General features: G+C 61.1%; 21 protein-coding genes. 9 read left to right on the forward strand and 12 right to left on the reverse strand.

The features are described 5' to 3' along the window. Positions 1–31: 31 nt before the first annotated feature. From mrdA to NH234_RS26255, 5 genes are all read right to left on the reverse strand, one after another. Complete coding sequence (mrdA, locus tag NH234_RS26235) at positions 32–1927, reverse strand: penicillin-binding protein 2 (protein WP_085732952.1); 1896 nt, start codon at positions 1925–1927, stop codon at positions 32–34. A gap of 10 nt (positions 1928–1937) precedes the next feature. Further along, positions 1938–2405, reverse strand: coding sequence for a 23S rRNA (pseudouridine(1915)-N(3))-methyltransferase RlmH (rlmH, locus tag NH234_RS26240; protein ID WP_011063671.1), 468 nt, complete (start codon positions 2403–2405; stop codon positions 1938–1940). 10 nt (positions 2406–2415) lie between these two features. Further along, positions 2416–2910, reverse strand: coding sequence for a ribosome silencing factor (rsfS, locus tag NH234_RS26245; protein WP_085712284.1), 495 nt, complete (start codon positions 2908–2910; stop codon positions 2416–2418). Between the two features lie 70 nt (positions 2911–2980). Continuing rightward, complete coding sequence (gene nadD, locus NH234_RS26250) at positions 2981–3703, reverse strand: nicotinate-nucleotide adenylyltransferase (RefSeq protein WP_085732954.1); 723 nt, start codon at positions 3701–3703, stop codon at positions 2981–2983. Then, positions 3672–4943, reverse strand: coding sequence for a glutamate-5-semialdehyde dehydrogenase (locus tag NH234_RS26255; protein WP_367254781.1), 1272 nt, complete (start codon positions 4941–4943; stop codon positions 3672–3674). The genes nadD and NH234_RS26255 overlap by 32 nt, the downstream gene beginning before the upstream one ends. A gap of 177 nt (positions 4944–5120) precedes the next feature. Here NH234_RS26255 and NH234_RS26260 point away from each other — a divergent pair, with 177 nt between their 5' ends. The 4 genes from NH234_RS26260 to NH234_RS26275 all read left to right on the forward strand — a co-directional run bounded on the left by NH234_RS26260 (position 5121) and on the right by NH234_RS26275 (position 12466). After that, complete coding sequence (locus NH234_RS26260; RefSeq protein WP_085732956.1) at positions 5121–5816, forward strand: DNA-3-methyladenine glycosylase; 696 nt, start codon at positions 5121–5123, stop codon at positions 5814–5816. A gap of 54 nt (positions 5817–5870) precedes the next feature. Continuing rightward, the gene (locus NH234_RS26265) at positions 5871–7187 is read left to right on the forward strand and encodes a bifunctional DedA family/phosphatase PAP2 family protein (RefSeq protein ID WP_085732957.1); all 1317 of its coding nucleotides are present in this window, start codon (positions 5871–5873) and stop codon (positions 7185–7187) included. Between the two features lie 139 nt (positions 7188–7326). Next, positions 7327–10770, forward strand: a complete 3444-nt coding sequence (locus tag NH234_RS26270; protein WP_367254784.1) for a calcium-binding protein — start codon at positions 7327–7329, stop codon at positions 10768–10770. Positions 10771–10774: 4 nt separating this feature from the next. Beyond that, entirely contained in the window at positions 10775–12466 is a 1692-nt protein-coding gene (locus NH234_RS26275) for a hypothetical protein (RefSeq protein WP_367254786.1), read from the forward strand. Positions 12467–12478: 12 nt separating this feature from the next. On the opposite strand, the gene NH234_RS26280 is transcribed toward NH234_RS26275, so the two are convergent. The 3 genes from NH234_RS26280 to NH234_RS26290 are packed head-to-tail and all read right to left on the reverse strand — an operon-like array spanning position 12479 to position 14158. Next, the gene (locus NH234_RS26280) at positions 12479–13069 is read right to left on the reverse strand and encodes an LON peptidase substrate-binding domain-containing protein (protein WP_085732960.1); all 591 of its coding nucleotides are present in this window, start codon (positions 13067–13069) and stop codon (positions 12479–12481) included. Positions 13070–13079: 10 nt separating this feature from the next. Further along, positions 13080–13796, reverse strand: a complete 717-nt coding sequence (locus tag NH234_RS26285; protein WP_367254788.1) for an LrgB family protein — start codon at positions 13794–13796, stop codon at positions 13080–13082. Beyond that, positions 13796–14158 (reverse strand): CidA/LrgA family protein, encoded by a 363-nt coding sequence (locus NH234_RS26290; RefSeq protein WP_039771873.1) that lies wholly within the window; start codon positions 14156–14158, stop codon positions 13796–13798. The genes NH234_RS26285 and NH234_RS26290 overlap by 1 nt, the downstream gene beginning before the upstream one ends. Positions 14159–14351: 193 nt before the next feature. Between NH234_RS26290 and NH234_RS26295 the strand changes: the two genes are divergently transcribed. From NH234_RS26295 to NH234_RS26310, 4 genes are all read left to right on the forward strand, one after another. Then, positions 14352–14807 carry a MaoC family dehydratase gene (locus NH234_RS26295; RefSeq protein WP_007909575.1) on the forward strand — a complete coding sequence of 152 codons (456 nt, stop codon included), beginning with the start codon at positions 14352–14354 and terminating at the stop codon, positions 14805–14807. Positions 14808–14917: 110 nt separating this feature from the next. Continuing rightward, complete coding sequence (locus NH234_RS26300) at positions 14918–16645, forward strand: C13 family peptidase (RefSeq protein ID WP_367254790.1); 1728 nt, start codon at positions 14918–14920, stop codon at positions 16643–16645. Positions 16646–16672: 27 nt separating this feature from the next. Then, positions 16673–17314, forward strand: a complete 642-nt coding sequence (locus NH234_RS26305; RefSeq protein ID WP_085712294.1) for an oxidoreductase — start codon at positions 16673–16675, stop codon at positions 17312–17314. 241 nt (positions 17315–17555) lie between these two features. Further along, positions 17556–20156, forward strand: a complete 2601-nt coding sequence (locus tag NH234_RS26310; RefSeq protein ID WP_367254792.1) for a hypothetical protein — start codon at positions 17556–17558, stop codon at positions 20154–20156. 43 nt (positions 20157–20199) lie between these two features. Here NH234_RS26310 and NH234_RS26315 read toward each other — a convergent pair whose 3' ends face one another. From NH234_RS26315 to NH234_RS26330, 4 genes are all read right to left on the reverse strand, one after another. Then, positions 20200–20484, reverse strand: a complete 285-nt coding sequence (locus tag NH234_RS26315; protein WP_085732964.1) for a YceK/YidQ family lipoprotein — start codon at positions 20482–20484, stop codon at positions 20200–20202. Next, the gene (gene ubiX / locus NH234_RS26320; protein WP_085732965.1) at positions 20477–21124 is read right to left on the reverse strand and encodes a flavin prenyltransferase UbiX; all 648 of its coding nucleotides are present in this window, start codon (positions 21122–21124) and stop codon (positions 20477–20479) included. Before ubiX ends, NH234_RS26315 begins: the two co-directional genes overlap by 8 nt. Continuing rightward, positions 21121–22470 carry a UDP-N-acetylmuramate:L-alanyl-gamma-D-glutamyl-meso-diaminopimelate ligase gene (gene mpl / locus NH234_RS26325; protein WP_007958628.1) on the reverse strand — a complete coding sequence of 450 codons (1350 nt, stop codon included), beginning with the start codon at positions 22468–22470 and terminating at the stop codon, positions 21121–21123. Before mpl ends, ubiX begins: the two co-directional genes overlap by 4 nt. Positions 22471–22540: 70 nt before the next feature. After that, complete coding sequence (locus NH234_RS26330) at positions 22541–24457, reverse strand: sigma-54-dependent Fis family transcriptional regulator (protein WP_367254795.1); 1917 nt, start codon at positions 24455–24457, stop codon at positions 22541–22543. A gap of 301 nt (positions 24458–24758) precedes the next feature. On the opposite strand from NH234_RS26330, the gene NH234_RS26335 reads away from it, so the two are divergent. Beyond that, a complete protein-coding gene (locus NH234_RS26335; protein ID WP_064599698.1) occupies positions 24759–26279 on the forward strand; it encodes an aldehyde dehydrogenase family protein in 1521 nt (506 codons plus the stop codon). Positions 26280–26286 lie beyond the last annotated feature (7 nt).

Here is a 26286-nt window from a genome sequence, read left to right on the forward strand (position 1 = left end):
CACATCCTCGCTGGAGAGCATGCGATCGAAATTATTCTTCACGGGCCGTAGCCTCCGCACTGATTGGGCTGGCGTATTCGGCCTTCAAGCGTCCGTCCTGATCCAGCAGCCAGGCGTCCATCACCTGACGCACCACGGGCGCGGCGACGCCGGAGCCGGACTCACCGTTCTCGACCATCACCGACACCACTATTTTCGGGTTGTCGGCCGGTGCAAAACCGACGAACAAGGCGTGGTCTCGGTGGCGTTCCTGCACTTTGGAGCGGTCGTACTTCTCGCCTTGCTTGATCGCGACCACCTGGGCCGTACCCGACTTGCCGGCGATCCGGTATTGCGCGCCGATCGAAGCCTTGCGCGCCGTACCCCGGGCGCCGTGCATCACCTGCTGCATGCCGTGGTTGACCTTGGTCCAGTCCGACGGATCGCGCAGGACGATGTCCGGCATCGGGTTTTCATCCTTGGGCTTCTCGCCTTCGATGGTCTTGGCCAGATGCGGACGGTTCCACACCCCTTTGTTGGCCACCAGCGCGGTGGCCTGGGCCAGTTGCAGCGGCGTCGACTGCATGTAGCCCTGGCCGATCCCGAGAATCAGGGTCTCGCCCGGGAACCACGCCTGCTTGCGGGTGGCTCGTTTCCATTCCCGGGACGGCATCAGGCCGGGGGACTCTTCGAACATGTCCAGCGAGACCTTCTGGCCGATGCCGAACTTGTTCATGTAGGCCGACAACCGGTCGATGCCGAGCTTGTGCGCCAGGTCATAGAAGTAGGTGTCGTTGGACCGCATGATCGCCGTGTCGAGGTCGACGAAGCCGTCCCCGGTGCGGTTCCAGTTGCGGTATTTGTGATCGTAGTTGGGCAGCATGTAGTAACCCGGATCGAACACCCGGCTCGACGCCGTCACCACGCCCGCGTCCAGACCGGCAATCGCCACCGCCGGCTTGATCGTCGAGCCCGGCGGGTACAGACCGCGCAACACGCGGTTGAACAGCGGCCGGTCGATGGAGTCGCGCAGCTCGGCGTAAGCCTTGAAACTGATGCCGGTGACGAACAGGTTCGGGTCGAAACTCGGCTGGCTGACCATTGCCAGCACTTCACCGGTGCTCGGGTCCAGCGCCACTACTGCACCGCGTCGCCCGCCCAGCGCGGCTTCGGCGGCTTCCTGCAATTTGATGTCGAGGCTCAGGACGATGTCCTTGCCCGGCACCGGATCGGTACGCTTGAGTACGCGCAGCACGCGGCCCCGGGCGTTGGTCTCGACCTCTTCGTAACCCACCTGGCCGTGCAGCTCGGCTTCGTAGAAGCGCTCGATGCCGGTTTTACCGATGTGGTGGGTGCCGCTGTAATTGACCGGGTCGAGGGTCTTCAGCTCTTTCTCGTTGATCCGCCCCATGTAACCCACCGAGTGCGCAAAATGCGCACCCTGCGGGTAGTGGCGCACCAGTTGCGCGACCACTTCCACGCCCGGCAGGCGGAACTGGTTCACCGCGATCCGGGCGATCTGCTCTTCGGTCAGCTCGAACAGGATCGGCACCGGCTCGAACGGCCGGCGCCCCTGACGCATGCGCTTTTCGAAGATCACCCGGTCTTCCGGCGTCAGCTCCAGCACTTCAACGATCACGTCCAGTACCTGCTGCCAGTCGCCGGAACGCTCGCGGGTCATGCTCAGGCTGAAGCTCGGACGGTTATCCGCCACCACCACGCCGTTGCGGTCGTAAATCAGCCCACGGGTCGGCGGAATCGGCTGGACATGGACGCGGTTGTTTTCCGAGAGGGTCGAGTGGTAGTCGTACTGGATCACCTGCAGGAAATACAGCCGGGCAATCAACACACAGATCAGCAGCACCACCGCAATGGCCCCGAACACGACGCGGCTACGCACCAGGCGGGCGTCTTTTTCGTGGTCCTTGATGCGGATCGGCTGGGACATGAGGGCAGGATTACTTGTGGTAAGGGTGGCCGGACAACACGGTCCAGGCACGATACAACTGCTCGCCGATGAGGATGCGCACCAACGGGTGCGGCAGCGTCAATGGCGACAACGACCAGCGCTGGTCGGCGCGGGCACAGACTTCCGGCGCCAGCCCTTCCGGGCCGCCGACCATGAAATTGACCGTGCGCGAGTCCAGCCGCCAACGGTCGAGTTCGACCGCCAGCTGCTCAGTGCTCCAGGGCTTGCCGTGCACTTCGAGGGTGACGATCCGCTCGTTGTGCCCGACCTTGGCCAGCATGGCTTCGCCTTCCTGACGGATGAAGCGGGCCACGTCGGCATTCTTGCCACGGGTATTGAGCGGAATTTCCACCAGTTCCAGCGCCAGCTCGGACGGAAGACGCTTGGCATATTCATGCCAGCCTTCTTCCACCCACTTGGGCATGCGTGAACCGACGGCGATCAGTCGCAGTCGCACAGCGCGTCCCTTACAGCTGGTCTTTGTTGAGCTTGGTGAAGTGCTCGTGGGTGTTTTCCGGGCTATGGTGCTTGGCGTCTGCCGCACGGCTCTGCTCGGCACCGGCCCACAGGCGCTCCAGGTCGTAGAACTGACGGGCCGAGGCGGTCATCATGTGCACGATCACCAGGTCCAGGTCCAGCAGCACCCAGTCACTGTCGCCCTTGCCTTCTTCGCCCAGCGGCTTGGCGCCCTGCTTTTTCACTTCTTCGCGAACCTTGTCCAGCATCGCGTTGATCTGGCGGTTGGACGTACCGGTGGCGATGATCATGTAGTCAGTGATGCTCTGCTTGTCGCGCACATCGATGATCTGGATGTCCTGGGCCTTGACGTCTTCCAGGGCGGCCACGGCCACCTTGACCAGTTCGTCGCCTTTCAGCGGTTCGTTGGTGTTGGCGACTTCCGGCAGCGGAGCGCTCTTGAACGTGCCTTTGCGCTTTACTTTGGTTTGGTCTTTGTCAGTCATATAAAACTCGTTTTGCTCATGTATTCGGCGTCTCGTCCCACGATGATCGTGTTACTTGAGCACGCCTTGTTCAGTTCGACGCACGGTACAGACCGTGCGCATCGATGTAGGCCAGGACCGCGTCGGGCACCAGGAAACGTACCGACTTACCGCTGGCCAGCAGTTGACGGATCTGGGTGGCGGAGACCGCGAGCGGTGTCTGCCAGACGAATGCAATCTGTCCGCTCGGCCCTTTCAGGGCCAACGGGTCGCTCACCGAACGCGCTGCCAGCAGGTTGCGCAAGGCATCCGGTGGTTCGCTGTCGGCGTCCGGGCGCTGTAGCACCAGGATGTGGCAATGCTGGAGCAACTCTTCCCAGCGGTGCCAAGTGGGCAGGCCGCAAAATGCGTCCCAGCCCAAAAGCAGAAAAACCTGGGTCTCGGCGGCCATTTCGGCGCGCAGCGACTCCAGGGTATCGATGGTCCAGGACGGTTTGTCCCGCTGCAATTCACGGGCGTCCACCACCAGCGGCGGCACACCGGCCACCGCACATTCAACCATTGCCAGCCGATCCTGCGCCGACACCTGCGGGGTATCGCGATGCGGCGGCCGGGCGCTGGGCATCATGCGCAGCTCATCGAGGGCCAGCGCTTCGGCGACTTCCAGCGCGCCACGCAAATGGCCGACATGCACCGGATCGAAGGTTCCGCCCAGGACGCCAATACGCCGGGGGCGAGACTTTCTGCCGGATTTTGGCGCTTTCAGATCGAGGTCGGACAAGTCAGACCGTCGCCTGGCCGCGCAACTGGCCATCACCGACCACGACGTATTTCTCGCAGGTCAGTCCTTCGAGGCCCACCGGGCCACGGGCGTGCAGCTTATCAGTAGAAATGCCGATCTCGGCACCCAATCCGTATTCGAACCCATCGGCGAAGCAGGTCGGGGTGTTGATCATCACCGATGCCGAGTCGACTTCGGCCACGAACTGTCGGGTGTCGGCGAGGTTTTCGCTGACGATCGAATCGGTGTGGTGGGAGCCGTAATGGTTGATATGTTCGATGGCCTGGTCCAGTCCGTCGACCACGCGGATCGACAGGATCGGCGCCAGATACTCGGTGCTCCAGTCTTCTTCAGTCGCCGCTACCGCCTCGATGATCGTCCGGGTGCGCTCGCAGCCACGCAGTTCGACGCCTTTTTCACGGAACTGTCTGGCCATCGACGGCAGGAATTCCTTCGCAACACTTTGATCAACCAGCAGGGTCTCCATCGCGCCGCAGATGCCATAACGATAGGTCTTGGCATTGAAGGCGATGCGCTGGGCTTTCGGCAGGTCGGCGTGTTCGCTGACATAGACGTGGCAGATGCCGTCCAGATGCTTGATCACCGGCACCCGGGCGTCACGGCTGATGCGCTCGATCAGCCCACGGCCGCCGCGCGGCACGATCACATCGACGTACTCGGGCATGGTGATCAGCGCACCAACGGCGGCGCGGTCGGTGGTTTCCACCACTTGCACCACGGCAGCCGGCAATTCGGCTTCGGCCAGACCACGCTGGATGCAGGCGGCAATGGCACGATTGGAATGAATCGCCTCGGATCCGCCGCGCAGGATGGTCGCGTTACCGGACTTCAGGCACAGGCTCGCGGCATCGATGGTCACGTTCGGACGGGACTCGTAGATGATTCCGATCACGCCCAGCGGCACGCGCATCTTGCCGACCTGAATCCCCGACGGACGGAAGCTCATGTCGCGGATCGCACCGACCGGGTCCGGCAAGGCCGCCACCTGGCGCAGACCGACGATCATCCCGTCGATACGGGCCGGGGTCAGTTCCAGACGTTCCAGCAAAGCAGGCTCCAGACCGCTGGCGCGGCCGGCGGCCAGATCCTGTTCATTGGCTGCCGCAAGCTCGGCGCGGGCGGCGTCCAGAGCATTGGCGGCAGCCAGCAGGGCGCGGTTTTTCTGCGCGGTGCTGGCACGGCCGATGACCCGGGAAGCTTCGCGGGCGGCGCGACCCAATCGGGTCATGTAGTCAAGAACGGACTCAGTCATGGTCTGCTGGGGTCTTGGCAAAGAGGAAAGCGGCAGATTATAGCTGTCGCGTCCCGGGACTAACAGCGGTGACGGGCGGATGGTCGAAATGGACCGCGATTTGCCGATGTTCAGCCGTAATTAAGGCTCGGATTGTTATCATCACGACCTCTTTCGCCTGGATAAACACCGTTTGCCATGTCCAATCTGACCGTTCGTGCCCACGCCGAGCGCCTGCCGATGGGCCTTCCGGACGCTTTTTTCGACCGTGACGCTCAGACGCTTGCCCGGGATCTGCTCGGCAAAGTCATCCGTCACCGGGTCGGCGACCTGTGGCTCAGCGCCCGGATCATCGAAACCGAAGCGTATTACTGCGAAGAAAAAGGCAGCCATGCCTCCCTCGGCTACACAGAAAAGCGTAAGGCTTTGTTTCTGGATGGCGGCCACATCTATATGTATTACGCCCGTGGCGGTGATTCGCTGAACTTCAGTGCTCAGGGTCCTGGCAATGCAGTGCTGATCAAGTCGGCCTATCCATGGGTCGATGACATCAGCGGCCCGGCCAGTCTGGCGCAGATGCTGCTGAACAATCCCGATGCGCAGGGCCGGCCGCGTCCCTCGCAGAAGCTGTGCGCCGGCCAGACTTTGCTGTGCAAGGCACTGGGCCTGAAGGTGCCGGTGTGGGATGCCAAACGTTTCGACCACGAAATTCTGCTGGTGGAAGATACCGGTCCTGCGCCCGGCCACATCGTCCAGACCACCCGCCTGGGCATCCCGCACGGTCGTGACGAGCACTTGATGTACCGCTTCGTCGATGCGGCCTACGCCCAGTGGTGCACCCGGAACCCGCTGCGCCGGGGTCAGGTCGAAGGACGCGATTATTTTCTGCTGTGAACTTCCCCTCTGCGCTACGCCGACCAGGGACATCAATGAAATGGAGTGTGTTGTATGGGCCCATGGCTCGATAGCGTGACCGGATGGCTGGCCGCCAACCCGCAGTGGCTGGCCGCTGCGGTATTCGTCGTGGCCTTTGTCGAGTGCCTGGCAATTGCCGGGATCATAGTACCCGGCACGGTGTTGCTGTTCGCCGTGGCGGCACTTGCCGGCAGCGGTGCGCTGTCACTGAGCGAGACCCTGCTGCTGGGCTTTCTCGGCGGGATTCTCGGCGACCTGGTGTCGTATTTTCTTGGCCGCCACTTCCATCAGAACATCCGGCGCCTGCCGGGACTGCGCCATCACCCGGAGTGGATGGCCGGCGCGGAGACCTACTTCCAGCGCTACGGCATCGCCAGTCTGCTGGTCGGGCGGTTCATCGGTCCTCTGAGGCCGATGCTGCCGATGGTCGCCGGGATGTGCGACATGCCCTTCCCGCGCTTCGTTGCCGTCAGCCTGCTGGCGGCGGCGGGCTGGAGCATCGCCTACCTGCTGCCGGGCTGGGCCACCGGAGCGGCGATTCGTCTGCCATTGCCGGAAGGCTTCTGGCTGCAGGCCGGGATTGTCGCCGCCAGCATTGCGGTGATGGTCGGCCTGAGCGCCAACAGCAGCCTGCGCCGTCACCGCCGGGCGACAATCTGGATCAGCAGCATGAGCCTGTTGATCCTGATCGCGCTGTTCATCGGTTATCCGTATCTGAGCGCGCTCGATCAGGGCGTCATGACCCTTGTGCAGGAGCACCGCAGTGCGGTGCTCGACGAGGTTGCGGTGGTCTTCACCCTGATCGGCGAATTCCGCAACATGCTGGTGTTCAGCATCCTGCTGACCGGCCTGTTGCTGCTGTGCCGCCAGTGGCGCCAGGCGATCTTCGCCGGCAGTACCCTGCTCGTCACCGCGCTGGCCAACACCGGGACCAAACTGTTTTTCGCCCGGGTACGCCCGGAAGTGCTGACAGACCCATTGACCAGTTACAGCATGCCCAGCGGACACGCGTCCGGATCGTTCGCGCTGTTCCTGACCCTGGCCGTGCTGGCCGGACGCGGGCAACCGCCAAGACTGCGCCTGACCTGGCTGTTGATCGGCTGCATACCGGCACTGGCGATTGCCTTGTCACGGGTGTACCTGGGGGCACACTGGCCGACCGATGTGCTGGCCGGTGCGATGCTCGCCGCCTGTGTCTGCGCCGCGAGCCTGTGGCTGATTCAGCGCCGCTCACCCCTTGACGCGATGCCGCAGAAAGTCTGGTGGCTGGTGTTGCCGGCACTGGTCGCTCTGTTCGGTTTTTTTGTGTTGCGGCATTTGCCACACACTCTGTTGCGATATGCCTACTAAGGCTGCACTCAATACTCACCGGCGCGCGCCTCGACGGTAAGCGCCGGCAAACATCTGGCAAAGCAAAAGCTCATGAACAAGTCCGTGCCTCATGCCACATTCCGGCAGTTGCACCGCAAACGGACTTGTGAAAAGAGCAATGACTTTGAAGAATCAATCGAACCATCTTTCCCGGGCTGGCCGACCACCAGCTCCGATCAAAATATCCGATCTGAATATCCAACCGGAGTCGCTCCTTCAGCCATCCGGCCAAAAACCCGGGCTTGCTGACCTGGACGTCCTGTTCGGCCCTTTGCGCATCGGCGAATTCAGTGTCAGTCGCCAGACGCTTCAAGCCTTGGGTTGTCGAATCAACGGGGAAGCCATATCGGCAACCACCACTTACTTTTCCGAACCCGACCAATCGTTCATCGATGCGCTGGAATTCGACGCGGTTCAGGTGCAACAGCGGATGAGAGCCGTTCCCTCACCGGAAAACCGGCAGATCCCGCCCCTTCTTTACGAAATCGTCACCCATCGCTCACCCGATGCCGCACCGCTCATGCGCGAAATGCCCACAGGTGAGTTCGCCGATGCCATGGGCAAGATCAACCATTTACTGAACGCCACCCAACGCCTCGACATTCGTCGAGACCCTTTGCCCGAGAGCTTGCCGGACTGGGTCGACAAAACCAAAAGCCGCGGAATGGCCAGCATGGGCGTCGGGATGCAGGCGTACGGACTCTACAGCGCGTACATCGGTGCCATCGACGCTCTGGAGAAAGGCGACACGGTCGAAGCGTTGATCAACGTTGGCGGTAGCGTCGCGGAAATCACCTCATTGGGTGTCGAGTACGCGCTGAACAAAAGCGGTGAACAAATGATCCGCCAGGGATCAATGGCCTTCGAACAATTCGGCAAGACCTCCATGGGCAAATGGCTGTGTCGGGGGGCCGGACTGATCGCCAGCGTGCTGACCCTACCCTTCGATATCTACACCGCCATCAAGTCCTTCAACGATGCCGCCAAGGCTCAGGGCAAGGAAGCACAGGATCTGTATGTCACCGGTGGGCTGAGTGTATTCAGCGGTGTGCTGTCGTTGGCTCTTGGCTGCGCAGCTTTGGCGGGCTTTCAGGCAGCAGGTCCGGTAGGCATCGCCGCCGCCGCGATCATGATTGTCGGGGTGAAAATCTATGGCGCCGTGCGGGCGGTCGACGACATCAACGATTACATCGAGCTCACAGTGAACGAACGCTGGCGTGCCGGCTGGTTCGCGTTCACCGGGCAGGACCAGGACAAGGCATTGATGGATCGCTACCTGATCGCCAAAACCACCGCTGACTACGCCAAAGCCCTGAAGACCCGTAGCCTCGACTGGCTGAACAATGAATTCAAGGAAACGGTCGACGCCATCGTGAATGGCCGGTTCGAGGTGGCGCTGCAACCCACTCGCCTCTATCGCTACCAGTGGGACGAAGCCCGTGGCGAATCGCAGTACGTTACCGAGAACCGGCCGGTCATCTCCGACACCGATGATGTTTATGATGCAAGACACGGGCTGCCCGCCTCGGACTCCATTGTCACCAAGGCAACAAGCGATCCGGCCAAAGGTGTTTTCTGGAGTCTTGGCGGTGGCAATGACAACGTCCAGGGCGTAGAAAACAAAGCCAACTTCTTCAGCTATGGAGCTGGCAAGAAAGTCCTGCACGGCGGTGAAAAGGACGACTCTTTCCTCTTTCAATCGGCGTCCGAAACGCTCTCATCCGATCCGGTCAATATCAGTGAGCTGTCCGGAGGGGACGGCATCGATCTGTTATGGCTGCAAGGTACGCACAAGCATCTTGATCATATCCCGAACCCACCACGCCACCTCGGCTACGACATTGATCTGAAAAGCGGAAAGCTGGCGCTACGCCCAGTGAGTCCGGGACTTGAACCGGTACAGCATTCAACGATCAAGTCTATCGAAAGGGTCGAAACACTTGCCGGCGCAGCCAATCGCGTCACTGGTTCCGATCAGTCGGACATCATTGCCGCCAACGGAGATGACCGTGTGGATGCCGGGGCCGGGGACGACCGGATTTCCGTTCGAGGACTGCACTGCACTGTCGACGGCGGCAGTGGCAGCGATACCTACTTCCTCGATCCGATGAGCCTTGAGGTTTCCATCACCGAGGACGGACAGGAATCAAGCACGGTCTATCTCGGCGTACCGCTCGAAGCCATCCAGCGCTGGTACATCCGTCGCAACACTCTGGTGATCGATTCACTGCGCGACGATGACCCAAGATCGCCGAAGCGCGAACTGGCACTTGAGGCGGTTTACCGGAACGTTGAAGGCAAACGCCTGCTACAGAATGACAAATGGGTGTTCATTACCCAGGACGGTTTCCACTTGCAGCCTGCCTGGCCTGCCGAAATCATGGAACCGGGCGACCTGCCTGTCAGCGTCACCATCCTCACTGCGGGCATACCCAAGGCGTCTCCGGTGCAGATAAGCGATCTTCCACACGTGCTCTCGGCTCGACCACACTCCCATTATTTCGTTTCCCGCCAGACCCGTCGTCCAGCCCTGATTGCCCCGACAGACGGGCTCCCTTCACACAGCACCGTGTACGTCGACTTTGACAGCAGCGAAATTGTGGCCGTCAAAGCCACTTATGTCGTGACCATCACAGAGACGGGGGCGTTCACATACCTCAATTACGACAATGCCTACTTCACCCTCACCTTCTCTCAGGGTTCCCGGCTCTCGCTGCATGAAAACGTGATCGCGAACAGAGGCCGAAAGAGCGACATGGGCGCCGGCAACATGGCTGCAGGATGGGCAATGAATCACCCCCTGACCCTGGTGATGCGTGACGGTGTTTCCTACCATCTGGACTACCCCCGAAACAACTATCTGGAGGATGCGCAGAATCCGGGCTACCGGATCGTCGAAAGTCGTGCCTCACTGCGTAAGCGGGCGGGCCGATACCTGTTCGTCAGACCATCTGTCAGCAAACGCACCTTGAAGAATACGTCGCAACGGGTCGATTTTCTGGCAAGCGAGCACAACGCAACCTATTGGCTGGAAGGGCGATCAACGACGTATGAATTGTTTCCGACCAGCAATCTGTCCATCCGACTGTCCACCGCCGAAGCTGACGCCAGAATTTCCGGTTCGTCCACCTGGCTCATTCATACCCACCTGCTCCAGGAAAAAATCACCCGCAGGGACCTCTCCATCAAGGACGACCTGCTGAAAATCGGCAGCGTTCACGTCCACCTGCCGGACAGCAATGATCCACAACTTCCACTGGAAACCGTCGAAGTGGTGGTGTCCTCGGGGAACCGTTACCGGATCAATACCCTGTTTGAGGTGATCGGTCTTTTTGCTGTCGATGCCCGAGCCTATTCAACAGTTGCGGCGCTGATACAAGACGTCAGCGATCACCAACAGCGCGACGAGCTTGAAAATATCGACGTGCGGGTTCACCACATTCATCTGCGCGATGCCGCTCCCGGCAGGATTATCTACAACGTCGACAGTAATAGTTGGAGAGTCGAAAACGACCCGTCCCGTTCGATATCGGTCGAACACCTGAACATCGTCAAGGAATGACGCCATGCGCCCCAAAAATCCCTCGCTGCCAACCCCGTCCAGAATCAATACATCCGCCGATCCGTTGGCTCATCCCCCGCGACTGCGACCACAGGTCCAGCCCCCACCGTTACATCACTCACTTTCAGGCAATCGAACCTCGGGCCATGACCAGCCACCCACGGCGATTCCTGGGCCCTCAAGAATCGAAGTCTCGGACTTGCCAGACCTGTCGCAAGATTCGGCAACCACTTTGAACAGCTACGTGTTGAGCCCCGGATTGCTGCGCAACATGCAAGCGGCCAATGAAGAAGGTCTGCGCTTTGTAGTTGGACGCAAATTTGTCGATGTAAAAGGCATCGGAACCGTGCATGTGGAGTTCGACACGAATCTGGGCACCTATCGTGCAACGGATCTGTACAAAAAACTTACCCCGGGACCCGCGCTATACAGGAATGTCGGAGAGATGACATGGAGTCCGGCCCGACAGGCCGACTCGGGCAGCCCGGGTAAACGACCACTTGCTGGAGATGAGCAAAGGACAGAAGCCACACCGGCCAAACAGCAGCGTGTCACATCGATGCCAGCACAACTGAAAGCCGCCACATCCGAATTGCTGGGTGTACATTTCGCACAGCTGTATCCGCAAATGAATCACGGTGAACGGGTCATGGAGTTGCGTTCTTACAACCTGTCGCCCCTTCAACACGTCCGGCTGCGCGACGATCTGATCGCCCATCCGTCAGCGCTTCCAGAATGGGTCGTGCAGCACAAGGCACGGTCCTTGAACACTGACGACTCTGCACGCTACGACGCATTGCATCAGGAAATAGAACCGCTGCTCCTGCCACTTAGAAACGGCAAGCTGCTGCTCAGTCATCTGGGAGACTATGGTGGTTTCAGCGAAAGTATCAGCCGCGATTTCCTCGATGGATTCCTTGCGAAACTGGGTTACTTGCGCAACGGCAGTGACTGCTTGTACCGGACAGACTTCCCGGCGCTGTTCAGGGCTGATGAACGAACCCCCTTCGAGTTCTACAACGATGGCCGGATGTTGCCACGGCTGAAACATCCTCGTGGAGCGACGACCGAGAAACCGATCAGTGCAACCGTCAGCCTCAAGCTGGTCCATGAATACGCCGGTAGAGGCACCGACTCACCCGATCCGGAATACCTGCGCTACAACAACCAGAAAAACAAATATCCCGGGCGCAAGCCTGGAGAGTCGGACAACGAATCGGGGGAGTCCGACAACGACTGGTCTGATGCATCGGACGTGGAGCTGGATTCCGAACGTAATTACGAAACCATGCGGCACGCTCAGCAGGTCATATTCACCTACGTCATCGACACGCGAAAAATGGAGGTGGTCCTGGGAGAGGAGAATCACCTTCTCAACAACGCTGCCAGAAAAAACGGCGCGTGGTTTCCCGAAGATGAAATCGAGGCGCTGATATCGACTTCGAAACGAGGAATAGAAGCGGAGCGCCTATGGATGCTCGACTCTACCTTCACTCGCGCCGCGAAAGTCGAAGACATCGCCGAGCAAGCGGATTACGACTCGCGAATTCACATTGAGGAACGCACGCACCAAGGCGTCAATAACCGACATCAATATGACGCCCTGATCGACAAGGTTGCCCAGGCCGGCAAGCCGGTGCTGACCCTGAACAAGGGTAAAGAGTGGTTCGCCAACGACATCGTCTGGCCCGAATAACCTGAACGCGCCCTAAGCGAACAACTCGCCCTGCAATTCATCAAGCAGCGCCTGGATCGCGTCCAGTCGCTGCTGCGGATCATCGAGTTGCAGCAGGTCGATCTTGTCTTCCTCGGCGAACGGCAGCAGATAGGCCAACTGATTAGCCAATGACTGCTGGCCCGCCGCCTCGATGCCCATGTTCAGCGCCTCGACCATCGGGTGTTCGGCGAGGGCCTTGAGCAACGCCACCAGATCGGCGTCTTCATCCTGCAACGGTTGTTCAGGTTCGTCGTCCAGCCACTCGACCTCGGCGACGATCAGTTGATCGCGCTGCACGTCGGTGTGTTGCACGATGAAGCGGCGCCCGCCCTGCACGCGGATGCCCAGCAATCCGTTGTCCTGCTGCTGGAAATCGGTGATCCGCGCTTCGCAGCCGACCATGGCGAATCCTTCCGGCGCGACGCCGACTTCGCTGCCTTCAAGGATGCACACCACACCGAATCCGCCGCCCTGTTTCATGCAGCGGCCGATCATGTCCAGATAGCGCGCTTCGAAGATCTGCAAATCCAGATTGCAACCGGGAAACAGTACCGTGTTCAGCGGAAAAAGCGGCAGACTCATAGACATTTCCTTACACCACCATCGACAACGCCAACGGCAGGAACACCGCCGTGGCCACGCCCATCAGACTCATCGCCAGTGCCGCGAAGGCACCGCACTCATCGCTTTCCTGCAACGCCACCGACGTGCCGACCGCATGCGCCGTCATGCCCAGCGCCATGCCCCGCGCCTCCGGGCTGTGCACACCCAGACGGTTCAGCAGCGCCGGGCCGAAGATCGCACCGATTACCCCGGTGATCAACACGAACACCGCCGCCAGCGCCGCGACGCCACCGATCTGCTCGGCCACCAGCATGGCGATCGGCGAGGTCACTGACTTCGGTGCCATGGTCATCAGGATCATGTGATCGGCACCGAACCACCAGCCCAGCGCCACGCCCATGCCCGTGGCGACCACCCCGCCTATCACCAGCGTAGTAAAAATCGGCCAGAACAACTGGCGGATGCGCCGCAGATTCAGATACAGCGGCACGGCCAGTGCCACGGTCGCCGGGCCCAGCAGAATGCTGAGGATCTCAGTGCTCTTGCGGTACTCGACGTAAGTCAGGCCGCACCCCACCAGCACGCCGATCACCAGCAGCATGGAGACCAGCACCGGTTGCAGGAAGATCCAGCGGGTTTTCTCGAAGGCCGCCAGCACCAGTTGATAGGCGCCCAGGGTGATGCCGATGCCGAACAGCGGATGGTGAATCACCGACGCCCAGGCGCCGTGCCAGTCGAACAGCATCAGGATTCCTCCGAATGCGGCGCATGACGCTTGACCAGCCGCTGCATCAGCACGCCGGCGAAGGCCATGGACAGAATCAGCGAGACCACCAGCGCACCGACAATGGCCCAGAAATCCGCGGCAATCGCCGTGGCGTAAACCATCACGCCCACCGCCGGCGGCACCAGCAGCAAAGGCAGATAACGCAACAGACTGCCGGCAGCCAGGTTCAGCGGCTCGCCGACTTCACCGCGCACGATCAGGAACGCCAGCAACAGCAGCAGGCCGATGATCGGCCCCGGCAGCACCGGCAACAGCAAATGATTGAGGGCCGTGCCGAGCAATTGAAACAGCACCAGCATGGTCAGGCCGCGTAGCAACATCCGTCATCTCCGTCCGACATCCCGCCAAGCACGGGCCCGGCATTATAAGCACGCCTGCGCTATGGATCGGCATTCGCCAAAAGCATGGTCGGTTGACCTGAGCAAATCGCCATGATGATCTACAGTGGTTCGCAGGGCGGTCAAATCCCCCACCTGAAAAACTATAAAACCGATGAACCCAAGGAGAGTCTCAATGCCCTATGTTCCAGTTGCAGAGCTCAAAGATTATGTCGGCAAGGAACTCGGACGTTCCGAATGGCTCACCATCGATCAGGAGCGCATCAACCTGTTCGCCGAAGCCACCGGGGATTATCAGTTCATCCATGTCGACCCGGTCAAAGCCGCGCAAACGCCATTTGGCAGCACCATTGCACACGGTTTCCTGTCGTTGTCGCTGATACCAAAACTGATGGAAGACATCCTGATCCTGCCGCAAGGCGTGAAGATGGTGGTCAACTACGGACTGGACAGCGTGCGTTTCATTCAGCCGGTCAAGGTCAACTCCAAGGTCCGGCTCAAGGTCGATCTCGGTGAAGTGACCGAGAAAAAACCTGGCCAGTGGCTGCTCAAAGCCACCGCCACCCTGGAGATCGAAGGCTCGGACAAACCGGCCTACATCGCCGAACCGCTGTCGCTCTGCTTCGTTTGAGTGCCGGGATGCGAAGCGGCTCACGCTGTTTCGCATCCACTCCCCTCCGCCGGCTGTATAAGGTCACATAGCTGCGGCATACTCGGTCGCCTAATTGCCCGGATCCCGCTATGCGCTCACTTGCTGCTCTTGCACCGCTTGCCTTGACCCTGATGCTCACCGCTTGCGGCGACGGCGAATCGCTGTTGCCCCCGGATGCGCGCCTGCCCGATGGCGGACGCTATCGCGGCGAGCTGGTCAACGGTCTGCTGCAAGGCCAGGGCCGGGTCGACTACCCGAACGGCAGCTGGTACGCAGGCGAGTTCGACAAGGGCCAGTGGCACGGTCAGGGCGAATGGCACGGCAGCAACGGCGAGGTCTATCGCGGGAATTTCCAGCAAGGCCTGTTCGACGGCCAGGGCACATTGACCACCCACGGCGGCAGCTACACCGGCGGTTTCAAGCTCGGCCGACGCGAAGGCGAAGGCACCCTCAAAGAAAACGCGATGACCTATCGCGGCGAATTCAAGGCCGACCAGTATTCCGGGCTCGGCCGTCTGGAGCTGGAAGACGGCAGCTCCTATCAGGGCCAGTTCGCCCACGGTAAACCCAACGGTGAAGGCCAGCGCGGCGATGCCAGCGGCAATCAGTTCACCGGCCATTTCATCAATGGACAGCTCGAAGGCAACGGCACCTTCAACAGCGCCGACGGCGACATCTATGTCGGCGGTTTCAAGAACAATCAGCTACATGGCAAGGGCCGCTACGAAAACGCTGACGGCGACGTCTGGCTCGGCCAGTTCAAGGAAGGCGCACTGACCGGCAAAGGCGAACTGATCGGTGCCGACGGCAGCCATTACATCGGTTACTTCAACGACTGGCGTTTCAGTGGCCAGGGCCGCTTGAACCTGTCCGACGGCAGTTTCTATATCGGCGGGTTCGACAACGACAGCTACACGGGCCGGGGCACGCTGGTGCTGACCGACGGCACCGTGCTCAGCGGCACCTGGATCAACGGTCAGCGCGTGCGCGACGCCAACGGGAAATTGCTGCCGGACACACTCGAACTCGGCCTGCTGGCCCAGGGCCGTCTGCTCGACGAGGCGCTGGCCAATGTACCGGCCTCGACCCCGGCGGTGGAACTGTACACCCTGACCCTCGGCGGCGATGGCAAGCAAAGCGTGTTCCTGCGCGAATCCGATTACGTGGCCAACATGCTCGCCAGCCGTTTCGGTGCCTTTGGCCAGATCCGTCTGGTCAATCACCGCGACCATCTCGGCGACCGGCCGATGGCCACCCGCGAAAACCTGCGCCGCGCCGCCCTGACCCTGGCCGAACGCACTGGCCCGGAAGACCTGGTGTTCATCTATCTGACCAGCCACGGCACCGCCGAACACGAACTGGTGCTCGACCAGCCACGCATGGAACTGGCCGACCTGCCCGCCGACGAACTAGCCGCCGTGCTCGCACCACTGAAGAACCGCGACAAGATCATTGTCATCTCCTCGTGCTATTCCGGTGGTTTCATTCCGGCGCTGAAGGACGAACGCACGCTGATCATGACCGCTTCACGCGCCGACCGCGTTTCGTTCGGCTGCTCCGAAGAAGCCAACTTCACCTACTTCGGCGATGCCTTGTTTGCCCAGGCGCTGAACCAGACCGATGATCTGGAACAAGCCTTCAAACTGGCCAAGGCCACCGTCGCCGAACGCGAACTGGCGGACAACTTCGAAGCCTCCGAGCCGCAGATATGGGCACCGAAAACCGTGCTCGCGCACTGGCAACTGCTGCGCAAACAACAGGCGAGAAAAGCGTTGCAAAGTGCTGCATTGAACGACGGAGCGATAAAGAGCAACTAAGCTGAACAGTATCAAGGGAGAGACACTATGTACTTGACGCCTCAGCATGTCTTGCTTGCCGGAGCCACCGGGCTGACCGGTGAACATCTGCTCGACCGTTTGCTCAACGAGCCGACGATCACCCGTGTCCTGGCCCCTTCACGCCGGCCACTGGCCGAACATCCACATCTGGAAAACCCGGTCGGCGATCCACAGACGTTCCTGCCGCAACTGGCCGGCCGGGTCGACATTGCCTACTGCTGCCTCGGCACCACCATCAAACAGGCCGGCTCCGAAGAGGCGTTTCGCGCCGTGGATCTGGACATGGTGGTGGCTTTCGCCAAGCGCGCCCGGGAAATGGGCGCACGGCACCTGATCGTGATCAGTGCCCTGGGGGCCGACCGCCGATCCTCGATTTTCTACAACCGGGTCAAAGGCGAGATGGAACATGCATTGCGCGCGCAGGACTGGCCGCAGCTCACCATTTGCCGGCCTTCGCTGCTGCTGGGTGACCGCAGCGAGCCTCGCCTGGGCGAACAGCTTGCCGCACCGTTCTCGAAACTGATTCCCGGCAAGTACCGGGGCATCGAAGCCTGCCAGCTCGCCCGGGCCATGTGGCGCCTGGCATTGGAGGAACAGGACGGGGTGCGGATCGTCGAGTCGGACGAGTTGAGAAAACTCGGCAAGTGAGTTCCCACATCAAGTAGTTCAACACGGCCCCCGGAACGCCATTTTCCGATGAATTCCGAGGACCTTGTGTTGAACTGCCCGATACCTGAAACGAGCCGGATCGATTCAACAACTGCCCCTAACTATCTACCACACCTCCCTCCCCCTTCATGGATAACGTGCCCTCCAGCACGCCTGCATCTGCCACTTCGTCATCGGATGGCAACTCCCGACGGCAGGCAATCAATGAAAGGACGCCTTGATGGCCCCCAAAAACCCCATACCGAAAAATACCGGCACACCCGGCAACCCACCCGGTGCATCAATAGCCCTGTCGACTCCACGAGTTGAGCTCCCAGGGCTGAATCGGTCCGCAGGGCCGGACGCCCGCCTGCCCGAGCCACACCACTCGACGCAACTGCCTTCAGGCGAAACGTTGCCCCGGATACAGATCCAGGATCTGATTCCCGCATCCCTGGAGAGAGCGTCATCCGGCCACCCGCGCCCGACCGAAAACATCCGTCACTACGAGCTGCCGCCCCACGCACGGACGCTTTTGCCCGCCGTCAATGCCGAAGGGTTGCGTGTCCACCGGGGACGCATTTATGCCGAGGTGCAATACACCACGACCAGCACCGTCATGGTGGACTGGGACGAAGGCGCCGGAACCTATCGAGCCAAGCTGCCGCAGGAAATGCGCCCCTCCGGCCCGGCCCTGCACTTCGACCCTCAAAGCAATACCTGGCGAATCGGTGAGCCAGCCGACAGCGGAGTTCTGATCGAGTCTGCGGTTCATCGACCCGCAGTCAATCCGCAGAACACTCCGTCGCAGGCACTTGCGTCCCTCGCGCAATCAGACACGACAGCGGTTTACATCGACACCCGGCACTACGTCTGGGACAGCACCACCACCCACCATCATGGCTACGTGGTCATGCACCGGAAAATGCGGCTGGACGACACCGTCGGGCCCCAGTCGATTCATGCGTTCAGGGACGACAACGGATCGTTTGTCAGTGTCGAGCCCCCCACGCATCCCATCGATCAACCCGCCGAACTGCTGCCAGCCTGGACTGACCGCGACATCTGGAATCTCTACGGCCTGCAGGGTGCCGATATCACCCGTTTTCGCGCCGAAGCCCACCGCACCGGGAGAAAACCGCAGTGGGCCGGGGTTCGCACAGACCGAATGGAGAACACCTACCTGTTTGACGAGTTGCGCCGCTGGCTTGGTCCGGACATGGACCGCGACATGCTCAGCCGCGTCCTGGATCATCAGAAGCGCTCACCCGCCCAGTGGGTGAACCACCTTGAATCAGTCACCCTGCACCGCAGTACACCGGACCCGCAAACATCCTTACCGAACCTGGCGACACCCGACACCCCACTGTCGCGCCACCTGACACCCGATTCCCTTGCAGCCACCGACAGCGCACCAGCCTACGGCGATCAGCGCTACTACACCTGGGATCCCGACAAATCAAACGCTCATGGTTACATCGAGATGCAGCGCAAGCCTGAGCTTGATGACCGTCATGGCCCACTCACCCAGGTGGCTTTTCCCGAGGGGACCGAGCTGACCATCGTCAGGCCAATCAAGTACTCGGTCGAACAAAGAGCATTTCGACCTTACTGGCGAGACATCGATATCTGGAATCTTTACCGGATCGAAGGGGCGGATATCCTGCACTTTCGTCAGGATGTCGCGCTGCACCTGAAACCGCCGGCCTGGGTCAGGCAACGGGATTACCCATCACAGCGTGAACAACTGATCGACTACCTGCGGCTGTGGACCAATCCGGATTCTCCGCTCAAGTCCCGGGATCAGGTCATCGCCCGGTTCCGGCCCTACAATCTGTCCACTGAACAACTGGCGCGACTGAGCAACGAAATCTCACCCACCGGGCAGTTCAACAACTTGATCAATGATGAGGTGCCCACCTGGGTCAAGACCCATCAGGCTCGTACGCTGGTCGTTACCCGCTTCGAACAGTTCGATCCGTACCTGCCGGAATTCAAAGCCGAAATCATCCGATTGAGAAATCAGGGAGGAGGCACAAGTCTGCTGAAGGCCAGCCTGACCGCACCTTTTTTCCGGGAGTTGTTGCAACGCTGCGGCTTCAAACGCAACAAACACAACTACCTGTATCGGGACGACATTCCCGCCGTGTTCAAAGTAGACGACCGCACGCCCTTCGAATTTGCCCGGCCCGGTTCCATGCAGCCAAGGCCCCTAGCGACCGAAGGCTCCACCAGCGGGACGGCTGTCAGCGCGTTGTTCAGCCTCAGAACGGCCATGAGCTTCGCCAATGAAGCCAGAGGATTGTCTGCCTCTCCCGGCGGCCATCCGAACGCGCCACAGACCGCCCACGAATCGAAACAGACGACTGACGCCGCATCCAGGCCCCGCTCTCAGCGCATCATGTTCTGCTATCTGCTTGATACCCGTGGCATCGAGGTCGTTTCCGGGCAGGATAACCGCACCTACAACACAACGCGGATCACCCCGAAACCGGCAGACGACAGCAGGCTGTTCCCGAGCATGAAGCTCGAGGGTCACGTTTCGATGTCTCCGATCGGTTTCACTTCGAGGCGCATCTGGCTGGTCAACTCGACCATGACTCGCGCGGCCACCGTGGACGACATACACACACAGGCGCGCGAGCGCGCCACCGGTTCAAGCCAGAGCCATGACAATGCAATCGAAGGCCGCACAAGGGCGGGAGACCTGAACCGGGACGAATATGACGCCCTGATCGATGAGGTGGCGAAAGCCGGCAAGCGTGTTCTCGAGTTGCCGCAGGGAAAAGACCTTTTCTCCACCGATATCAGCTTCCCGCCCGAACTGATCAGTCTCTCCTGAGAACGGTTACTGGCTCGACCTTGCCTGATCGAGCCGGTGTTTTTCATAACCCCCCGGTCGCCTGAAACCCGACGCCCAGTACCGTCAGCACCGACAGCGGCAACAACAGGGTATCGAGCAACGCACTGGCCGGCAGATCCACGCCGGGATAGCTCGGCGCCTCGGCGCCGAACCGGTCCATCGCGCAACAGCCACCGTTCATGGCGTACAGATCCAGCCTCGTGCCGGCATACACCACTGGCGCACCGGGTTTGGCGGCATCCAGCGTGCGTGCGGTGGCGCAGCCGGTCAGTTGCACTATCAGCAGGATCGCCAGCAGCTTATTCATCGCTGCTCAGATGGTGCTCACCCCAGCGCGGCAGCATGTCCTGGGGAATGCCCAGCAGATTGAGAATCCGCGCCACCACGAAATCGATCAGGTCATCGATGGTCTGCGGCTGGTGATAGAAGCCCGGCGAGGCTGGCAGGATGGTTACACCCATGTTCGACAGCTTGAGCATGTGCTCCAGGTGAATGCTCGAATACGGCGCTTCGCGCGGCACCAGAATCAACTGGCGACGCTCCTTCAAGGTCACGTCTGCCGCCCGCTCGATCAGGTTGTTGCAGGCGCCGGTGGCGATGGCCGACAAGGTGCCGGTCGAACATGGCACCACCACCATGGCGGCCGGGGCACCGGAACCCGAGGCCACCGGCGACATCCAGTCTTCCTTGCCATACACGCGGATCTGCCCGGCAGTCGCGCCGGTGTATTCGGTGAGGAACGCCTGCATCATTTGCGGCTTGGCCGGCAGCGACACGTCCGTCTCGGTGGCCATCACCAATTGCGCGGCCTTGGAGATCAGGAAATGCACCTCGCGATCCTCGCGCACCAGGCAATCCAGCAGGCGCAAGCCGTACTGGGCGCCGGACGCCCCGGTCATCGCCAGCGTGATGCGTTCCGGGCCGCCGTCCTGAAAGCGAGTGTTCATTTCAGCGCCTCGGCGAGTTTGCCGTGCAGGCCGCCGAAGCCGCCGTTGCTCATGATCACCACGTGGGTGCCGGGCTGGGCCTGGCTCTTCACACGTTCGATGATGCCTTCCAGCGAATCGCTGACGATCGACGGCACGGTGCACAGCGCGGCGGTGCCTGCCAGATCCCAACCGAGGTTGGCCGGGGCGTACCAGATCACCTGATCGGCATCGACCACGCTGTCCGGCAGACCGTCACGGTGGGCGCCGAGCTTCATCGAGTTGGAGCGCGGCTCGATGATCGCGATCAGCGGCGCATCGCCAATGCGCTTGCGCAGGCCGTCGAGGGTGGTGGCAATCGCGGTCGGGTGGTGGGCGAAGTCGTCGTAGATGGTGATGCCGCGCACTTCCGCGACTTTTTCCATCCGGCGCTTCACGCTCTTGAACGCGCTCAACCCGGCGATGCCCATCGACGGTACAACACCGACGTGACGCGCGGCGGCCAGAGTGGCCAGGGCATTGGCGACGTTGTGCTGACCGGTCAGTTCCCACTCGACCACGCCTTGGGATACGCCTTCGAACATCACCTCGAATGCCGAGCCGTCGTCTTTCAACAACTTGACCTGCCACTGACCGCCGGCCCCGGTGGTTTGCACCGGGGTCCAGCAACCCATCTCGATCACGCGCTGCAAGGCCGGTTCGGTGGTCGGATGGATCACCAGACCTTCGCTCGGGATTGTGCGCACCAGGTGGTGGAATTGCCGCTCGATGGCCGGCAGATCAGGGAAGATATCGGCGTGATCGAACTCAAGGTTGTTGAGGATCGCGGTGCGCGGGCGGTAGTGGACGAACTTCGAACGCTTGTCGAAGAACGCGCTGTCGTATTCGTCGGCCTCGATCACGAAGAACGGCGTGCCACCCAGACGCGCCGACACCGAGAAATTCTGCGGCACACCGCCGATCAGGAAGCCCGGGCTCATGCCGGCATGTTCCAGCACCCAGGCGAGCATGCTGCTGGTAGTGGTCTTGCCGTGTGTACCGGCAACCGCCAGCACCCAACGACCTTGCAGCACGTGGTCAGCCAGCCACTGCGGACCGGAAACATATGGCAGGCCTTTGTTCAGCACATATTCGACTGCCGGATTGCCGCGAGACATGGCGTTGCCGATCACGACCAGATCCGGTGCCGGATCGAGCTGCGCCGGGTCGTACCCCTGGGTCAGCTGAATGCCCTGGGCTTCGAGCTGAGTGCTCATCGGCGGATAGACGTTGGCATCGGAGCCGGTCACGTGATGGCCCAGCTCTTTGGCCAGAACCGCCATCGAGCCCATGAAAGTCCCGCAGATACCCAGAATATGAATGTGCATAGTCGACCTCGTAAAACATGGCCGCAGGGTAGCCCAGGCAGGGGAAAACCGCATCCTCGTTTTCAGGGGGTCAGGCGCTGCGGGCGATCCCGTGTTTGCGCAGCTTTCTATAAAGGGTGTTGCGACTGACACCAAGCTGCTCGGCCGTATGGGTCATGTGCCAGCGCGTGTGCTCCAGCGCATTGAGCAACGCCAGCCGCTCGGCATCCTCCAGCGGCTGTCCGGGCGATGCCTCATCGACTTTGACCAACAGCGGTTGTATCTGCCGGAACATCGCAGGTAGATCATCCAGCCCGATCCGCCCCTCATCGCACAACGCCGCCAGCGTGCGCAGCACGTTGCGCATCTGCCGCACATTGCCTGGCCAGTTGAACCCGAGCAACGCCCGGCGCGCCGGCTCTTCGATCAGGATCGTTTCTCCACCCGCCTCTTCGGCCAGCAAAAAATCCAGCAATTCGGATTTGTCACTGCGCTCGCGCAATGGCGGCAGCGCCACTTCCAGCCCGTTGAGCCGATAGTAGAGGTCTTCACGGAAACTGCCGTCGCCAACCCGCTCCAGCAGATTGCGGTGCGTGGCGCTGATGATCCGCACGTTGACCGCTTCCGGCTCGCCACCGATCGGTACCACTTGCCGGTCTTCCAGCACTCGCAGCAGACGGGTCTGCAAGGTCAGCGGCATATCGCCGATTTCGTCGAGAAACAGCGTGCCACCGTCGGCCTGCTGCAACTTGCCACGCATGCCGTCCTTGCGCGCGCCGGTAAAGCTGCCGCCGCGATAGCCGAACAGTTCGCTCTCGATCAGGCTTTCGGGAATCGCCGCGCAGTTGAGCGCGACGAAGGCTTTGCCGGCGCGCTGACTGGCGTTGTGCACAGCCTTGGCGAATGCTTCCTTGCCGGAGCCGGTTTCGCCGTTGACCAGCAGCGGAACGTCGCGCTCGAACACCCGCAGGGCCTTGCGAAAATCCGTCTGCAGCCCTGCATCGCCCAGGCAAATGCCGGCAAGGCGCGGCGCCTCGGGAGCTGCCGGTTTCGGCAGGACGGGAGACGGCTTGCGCGCTTCTCCGCGCAACACCGCAAACAGATGCCGACCATCGCGGGTACGCAGCGGCCAGCTTGCGCTGGCATGAGCACTGGCGCGCCCGAGCAATTCATCCAGCGAACAATCGAAAAACACCTCTACCGGTTTGCCAAGCAAACCACCACGAATATGGCCGAGCAGGTTCAATGCGCTCTGGTTGACCGCACTGATCCGCCCTTCCCCGTCGAACGCGAGCAGCCCTTCACTGAAAAGCCCGACGGATTCGGCCTGGAGATGGAAACGCAGCAACCATTGATTATCGAAACAGCGCAGGAAGTAACAGCTCTCGATCATCTTCGCCGACAGATTGACCAGCGCCATGGTGTGGAACTGGCTCTGCCGTGAAACGTCCGGCCGCGCCGAGGACACGTCGAGCACCGCCAGCAACTCGCCGTGGGGGTCGAACACCGGGCTCGCCGAGCAGGTCAGCCCAGTGTGGCGACCACGGAAATGCTCGTCCTGATGAATGGTCAGGGCCTGGCGCTCCACCAGGCAGGTGCCGATGCCGTTGGTGCCTTCGCAGGCTTCGCTCCAGTCGGAGCCCAGCCACAGGCCGGCCCGTTCGAAGATCCTGCGCTCGGAAGGGGCAGTGACACAGTTGAGGATCACCCCGCGCGCGTCGGTCAGCAGCACCGCGTGGCCGGCGCCGGAGAGTTGTTGATGCAGGCTGGTCATTTCATTGCCGGCGATCTGCAACACTTGTTGCAGCCGTTCGCGGCTTTCGAGGACACGACCGTGTTCGAGCACGGTCGGCGCCATGGTCAGGGCCGGGTCGAGGTGATAGTCCTCAAGACAACGCAGCCACGAGCGGGCGATCGACGGGTCGGCACCGGGGCCATGCAGGTGCGGCTTGCCCTGGGTGACGGTGAGAACCTGTTGGGCATGGCGACTCAAATGGTTGTCGTGCATTTCTTATTATTCTCCCCGAGGCTCATCGGCCCATGCGTGAAGTGGTGCCCAGCATCCTCCAGCCAACCGGTCTTTGCAATGCTGGCAAGACCGCCCGGTCACGGGTTGTGCCAGAAGCGGTACAAACTGTCACCCGAGCTGTACCGATACCGTCACAGACGCTTGCCATTTGTCCGAGACAAAACACGCAAGGCCTTGATTTGTCTGAGCTGCACGGCAGTGGCCCGACCTTTGCTCTACGCTTATAGCAAGCGCACATGCGCGTTTCTCTAATAAGTACAAAGCCAAGGAGAACATCATCATGCGTTACGCTCACCCCGGTACTGAAGGCGCCAAAGTCTCGTTCAAGAGCAAGTACGGTAACTACATCGGCGGCGAGTTCGTCGCGCCAGTCAAAGGTCAGTACTTCACCAATACCTCGCCGGTCAATGGCCAGCCGATTGCCGAATTCCCACGCTCCACTGCCGAAGACATCGACAAGGCACTGGACGCTGCTCATGCCGCTGCCGATGCATGGGGCTCGACCTCCGCCCAGGCCCGTTCGCTGATCCTGCTGAAAATCGCCGACCGTATCGAACAGAACCTCGAAACCCTGGCAATCACCGAAACCTGGGACAACGGCAAAGCCATCCGCGAAACCCTCAACGCCGACATCCCGCTGGCCGCCGACCACTTCCGCTATTTCGCCGGGTGCCTGCGCGCCCAGGAAGGCAGCGCCGCCGAGATCGACGGCAACACCGTGGCCTATCACATCCATGAACCGCTGGGCGTGGTCGGCCAGATCATCCCGTGGAACTTCCCGATCCTGATGGCCGCGTGGAAACTCGCCCCGGCCCTGGCTGCCGGCAACTGCGTGGTGCTCAAACCTGCCGAACAAACCCCGCTGGGCATCAGCGTGCTGCTGGAACTGATCGGTGACCTGCTGCCACCGGGCGTACTCAATGTGGTGCAAGGGTTCGGCAAAGAAGCCGGCGAAGCCCTGGCCACCAGCAAACGCATCGCCAAGATCGCCTTCACCGGCTCGACCCCGGTCGGCTCGCACATCATGAAATGCGCCGCCGAGAACATCATCCCGTCCACCGTTGAGCTGGGCGGCAAGTCGCCGAACATCTTCTTCGAAGACATCATGCAGGCCGAGCCAAGCTTCATTGAAAAAGCTGCTGAAGGCCTGGTGCTGGCGTTCTTCAACCAGGGCGAAGTCTGCACCTGCCCTTCCCGCGCGCTGGTACAGGAGTCGATCTATCCGCAGTTCATGGAAGCGGTGATGAAGAAAGTCAGCCAGATCAAACGCGGCGACCCGCTCGACACCGACACCATGGTCGGCGCCCAGGCGTCCGAGCAGCAATTCGACAAGATCCTGTCGTACCTGGAAATCGCCAAGGGCGAAGGTGCCGAACTGCTGACCGGCGGCAAGGTGGAAAAACTCGAAGGCAACCTGGCCTCCGGTTATTACATCCAGCCGACCCTGCTCAAGGGCACCAACAAGATGCGGGTGTTCCAGGAAGAAATCTTCGGGCCGGTGGTGAGCATCACCACTTTCAAGGACGAGGCCGAAGCCCTGGCGATTGCCAACGACACCGAGTTCGGCCTCGGCGCCGGCCTCTGGACCCGCGACATCAACCGCGCCTATCGCATGGGCCGCGCCATCAAGGCCGGTCGTGTGTGGACCAACTGCTACCACCTGTACCCGGCGCATGCCGCGTTCGGCGGGTACAAGAAATCCGGCGTCGGCCGTGAAACCCACAAAATGATGCTCGACCACTACCAGCAGACCAAAAACCTGCTGGTGAGCTACGACATCAACCCGCTGGGCTTCTTCTAAAAAGACC

The sequence above is a fragment of the Pseudomonas sp. stari2 genome (genome assembly GCF_040760005.1).
GTDB lineage: Bacteria > Pseudomonadota > Gammaproteobacteria > Pseudomonadales > Pseudomonadaceae > Aquipseudomonas.

Excerpts from the sequence above, each read along its gene's own strand:
- mrdA (WP_085732952.1), bottom strand. The coding sequence starts at position 1,927 with ATGTCCCAGCCGATCCGCATCAAGGACCACGAAAAAGACGCCCGCCTG.
- rsfS (WP_085712284.1), bottom strand. The coding sequence starts at position 2,910 with ATGACTGACAAAGACCAAACCAAAGTAAAGCGCAAAGGCACGTTCAAG.
- nadD (WP_085732954.1), bottom strand. The coding sequence starts at position 3,703 with ATGGCCAGTTGCGCGGCCAGGCGACGGTCTGACTTGTCCGACCTCGAT.
- NH234_RS26255 (WP_367254781.1), bottom strand. The coding sequence starts at position 4,943 with ATGACTGAGTCCGTTCTTGACTACATGACCCGATTGGGTCGCGCCGCC.
- NH234_RS26260 (WP_085732956.1), top strand. The coding sequence starts at position 5,121 with ATGTCCAATCTGACCGTTCGTGCCCACGCCGAGCGCCTGCCGATGGGC.
- NH234_RS26265 (WP_085732957.1), top strand. The coding sequence starts at position 5,871 with ATGGGCCCATGGCTCGATAGCGTGACCGGATGGCTGGCCGCCAACCCG.
- NH234_RS26270 (WP_367254784.1), top strand. The coding sequence starts at position 7,327 with ATGACTTTGAAGAATCAATCGAACCATCTTTCCCGGGCTGGCCGACCA.
- NH234_RS26275 (WP_367254786.1), top strand. The coding sequence starts at position 10,775 with ATGCGCCCCAAAAATCCCTCGCTGCCAACCCCGTCCAGAATCAATACA.
- NH234_RS26280 (WP_085732960.1), bottom strand. The coding sequence starts at position 13,069 with ATGAGTCTGCCGCTTTTTCCGCTGAACACGGTACTGTTTCCCGGTTGC.
- NH234_RS26285 (WP_367254788.1), bottom strand. The coding sequence starts at position 13,796 with ATGCTGTTCGACTGGCACGGCGCCTGGGCGTCGGTGATTCACCATCCG.
- NH234_RS26290 (WP_039771873.1), bottom strand. The coding sequence starts at position 14,158 with ATGTTGCTACGCGGCCTGACCATGCTGGTGCTGTTTCAATTGCTCGGC.
- NH234_RS26295 (WP_007909575.1), top strand. The coding sequence starts at position 14,352 with ATGCCCTATGTTCCAGTTGCAGAGCTCAAAGATTATGTCGGCAAGGAA.
- NH234_RS26300 (WP_367254790.1), top strand. The coding sequence starts at position 14,918 with ATGCGCTCACTTGCTGCTCTTGCACCGCTTGCCTTGACCCTGATGCTC.
- NH234_RS26305 (WP_085712294.1), top strand. The coding sequence starts at position 16,673 with ATGTACTTGACGCCTCAGCATGTCTTGCTTGCCGGAGCCACCGGGCTG.
- NH234_RS26310 (WP_367254792.1), top strand. The coding sequence starts at position 17,556 with ATGGCCCCCAAAAACCCCATACCGAAAAATACCGGCACACCCGGCAAC.
- NH234_RS26315 (WP_085732964.1), bottom strand. The coding sequence starts at position 20,484 with ATGAATAAGCTGCTGGCGATCCTGCTGATAGTGCAACTGACCGGCTGC.
- ubiX (WP_085732965.1), bottom strand. The coding sequence starts at position 21,124 with ATGAACACTCGCTTTCAGGACGGCGGCCCGGAACGCATCACGCTGGCG.
- mpl (WP_007958628.1), bottom strand. The coding sequence starts at position 22,470 with ATGCACATTCATATTCTGGGTATCTGCGGGACTTTCATGGGCTCGATG.
- NH234_RS26330 (WP_367254795.1), bottom strand. The coding sequence starts at position 24,457 with ATGCACGACAACCATTTGAGTCGCCATGCCCAACAGGTTCTCACCGTC.
- NH234_RS26335 (WP_064599698.1), top strand. The coding sequence starts at position 24,759 with ATGCGTTACGCTCACCCCGGTACTGAAGGCGCCAAAGTCTCGTTCAAG.